General features: G+C 69.2%; 2 protein-coding genes. Both read right to left on the bottom strand.

The genetic code is table 11. From position 1 onward, the window contains the following. Window positions 1-1,210 (bottom strand): glycoside hydrolase family 10 protein (locus tag ACFO60_RS40715; protein WP_380852879.1); only part of this gene is annotated, 1,210 nt, incomplete at its 3' end. 622 nt (window positions 1,211-1,832) lie between these two features. Continuing rightward, the coding region (locus tag ACFO60_RS40710; RefSeq protein ID WP_380852876.1) for a cellulose binding domain-containing protein at window positions 1,833-2,370 on the bottom strand (538 nt) is incomplete at its 5' end.

Genomic DNA, 2,370 nt, shown 5'->3' with positions numbered 1-2,370 from the left:
CGTACACCCGCAGCTCACTCGAACCGGTGGACGTCCACTGCTGACCGGCCTGGCCGTTGCAGTCGTAGATCTGCGCCTGGGCGCCGTTGGCCTGCGAGCCGCCGGTCACGTCCACACATCGGCCCGAGCCGACGCCGCGGATCGCACCCGCGCCACCGGCGGTGGGCGTCGGGGTCGGGGTCGGGGTCACGGTGGGGGTGGGTTCGGGGCTGGGGCTGGGGCCCCCGGCGTTGAGAGCGTTCAGGACGGAGGTGTAGGCGGCCTTCTTGTTGAAGTTGCCGTCGAACAGCAGGGGGGTGTCGCCGGAGCGCCAGGAGTACTTGTCGGTGACGCCCCAGACGGTGATGCCGGTGCAGCGGGAGACGGCGAGGCAGGCTTGGGTGACGCGGCGGTAGGCGTCGGCCTGGGTGGATCCGGAGCCGCCGATGTCGAGTTCGGTGATCTGCACGTCGACGCCGAGGGCGGCGAACTGGGCGATGTTGCTCTGGTAGTTGCTCGGGGGGTTGCCGAAGTGCGACTGCAGGCCGACGCAGTCGATGGGCACGCCGCGGGCCTTGAAGTCCTTGACCATGTTGTAGACGCCGCGGGTCTTGTTGGCGTTGGCGTCGTCGATGTTGTAGTCGTTGTAGCAGAGCTTGGCGGCCGGGTCGGCGGCGCGCGCGGCGCGGAAGGCCTCTTCGATGAAGCCGTTGCCGAGTTTCTGGGTGAAGACCGAGCTGCGCAGGGTGCCGACGGCGCCGCCGTCGTTGAAGGCCTCGTTGACCACGTCCCAGGTGTGGATCTGGCCCTTGTAGTGGCCCATGACGCCGTTGATGTGGTTGGTCATCGCGGTGCGCAGGTCGGCGGTGGACAGGCTGGAGACCCAGCCGGGCAGCTGGCCGTGCCAGACCAGGGTGTGCCCGCGGATCTTCATGCCCACGCTCTGGGCGTGAGTGACGATCCGGTCGGCGGAGGTGAAGCGGAACGAGTTGCGGGAGGGCTCGGTGGCGTCCCACTTCATCTCGTTCTCGGTGGTGACCGAGTTGAACTCCCGGTCCCAGGTCGCCACGTAGGTGGAGTCGTTCAGGTGGCTGGCGGAGATCGCCGCGCCGAAGTAGCGGCCGCTCTGCGCCGCCGCCGCGCCCAGCGTCGAGGCGGCGGCGCCGGCGGAGGTGGGGATCACCAGCGCGGTGACCGCGCCGAGCACTCCGACCACGCCGGCGACCGCCATCCGGCGGGCACCGCGGATCGGCCTTCGGGGTCCATCTGGGGGTATGGCGTTTTCGCCCATGCCTGAGCCTCCACAACTGAAATCGATGAGATCCGATGAGAAAGGGGGAACGCGGAGGGACAACGGACGACCGGCGGCGTAGCCCAGCGCCGCACCTCGTGGTGCCGCGGACGGCGCCACTGGCGTCACGAACGACGGCCCCTGCCCTCCACCACCGGTACAGGCAAGAAGAAGCCGTCTTCGGGATTCAGTGTGGAAACCTTCTCGTAACATGTCAAGACTGACACGAATCGATTCGACTGCCGGGTGACGTGTTCCTCCGGCCTTTCGGCTGATGGAAGCGGCCGAGTACGTTCTCCGGCCGGTGCGTCCCCGGCCACGCCACGTCGGCGATGGATGAAAGTTGCATCACGGCGCGGCGACCGCGCGGTACGGGCCCTGCCGGGCGAGAAGCGGCGAAAGCCGGCGCGACCGTGGCCGCGCCGGCGGGGTTGGATTGAGCGGAGCCGGAACGGCGTGTGGCAGCGCGGCTCGTGGAGTCCGAGGCGAGATCGCGCGACCGCTCCGCGGCCCTCCGGCGACACTGCCGGGAGGGGCCGCGGGCGAAGGCGATCTCCGCCGGTTACGCGACGGTGCAGAGGGTGTTGTTGAGGCGGAACTGGCTGGGCGCCGTGTTGGTACCGCTATAGGTGCCCTGGAAGCCGAAAGTGGCGTCGGCTCCGGGCGCGATGGTGCTGTTGTAGCTGACGTTGCGCGCCGTGGCCTGCGTGCCCGACTGGGTCACGGTGGCGTTCCAGGCGTTGGTGACCTGCTGGTTGCCCGGCCAGGTCCACGTCACGGTCCAGCCGTTGACGGTGGTCGTACCCCGGTTGGAGATGGTGACGTTGGCGGTGAATCCGTTGTTCCAGGTGTTGGGGACGTAGGCGACCCTGCACGAAGAATCCCCCGGCGTCGGCGTCGGCGTCGGCGTCGGGGTCGGCGTGGGAGTCGGCGTGGGAGTCGGGGTCGGCGTGGGGGTGACGGTGGGGGTGACGGTGGGGGTGGGGGTGGGGTTAGTGCCGGTGAGGCCGAAGAATTCGATGGCGACGGCGGCCATGCCGCTGCTGGGCAGGTTGTGGCCGGCGCCTTGGATGCTGTAGGCCTCGACCTTCACTGAGCCG

It is taken from the genome of Sphaerisporangium dianthi (genome assembly GCF_042654065.1).
Taxonomy (GTDB): Bacteria; Actinomycetota; Actinomycetes; order Streptosporangiales; family Streptosporangiaceae; genus Sphaerisporangium; species Sphaerisporangium dianthi.
The sequence above is the reverse complement of the archived record's forward strand: the minus strand, read 5'-3'. Positions and strand labels throughout refer to the sequence as shown.